Raw genomic sequence first — 483 nt, forward strand, 5'->3', positions numbered from 1 at the left:
TCGGGCCCACTTGCAATGGTACTGATGTGGTTAAGGGTTGGTAATCATGGTCGCAGTATGGCTATGAGCGACAAAACACGCCATTACGTTGATTTATTTTGGGAGCTGATTGACGAAATTTTAAATGCCATTTTATTTGTACTCATAGGGCTTGAAGTCGTCATGATTGCATTTTCGAGTAATTTGTTTATTGCTGGTGGCTTAACAATTTTAATAGCGTTAATGGCACGTTTAATTGTTGTGGGTATAACAACCACTACATTTAATAAGCAATTAGAGTTGCCATCTGGTGCGTGGAAAGTTTTAACCTGGGGTGGCTTGCGTGGTGGTATTTCGGTTGCACTGGTATTGCAATTACCTGATGGGAACGAGCGCGATATTTTGTTGGCTCTTACTTATGCGGTTGTGGTGTTTTCTATTTTAATTCAGGGTTTGAGTATTGGTAAAGTAGCCAAAACTATCCGTTAAATATAAATCGGATAG

General features: G+C 39.8%; 1 protein-coding gene. It reads left to right on the forward strand.

Annotated elements, in window-relative coordinates:
- Positions 1-468 (forward strand): cation:proton antiporter domain-containing protein (locus tag AAEY83_RS12830; protein ID WP_351059277.1); only part of this gene is annotated, 468 nt, incomplete at its 5' end.
- Positions 469-483: the final 15 nt, after the last annotated feature.

The sequence above is a fragment of the Psychrobacter sp. TB20-MNA-CIBAN-0197 genome (assembly GCF_040309765.1).
Classification (GTDB): domain Bacteria; phylum Pseudomonadota; class Gammaproteobacteria; order Pseudomonadales; family Moraxellaceae; genus Psychrobacter; species Psychrobacter submarinus.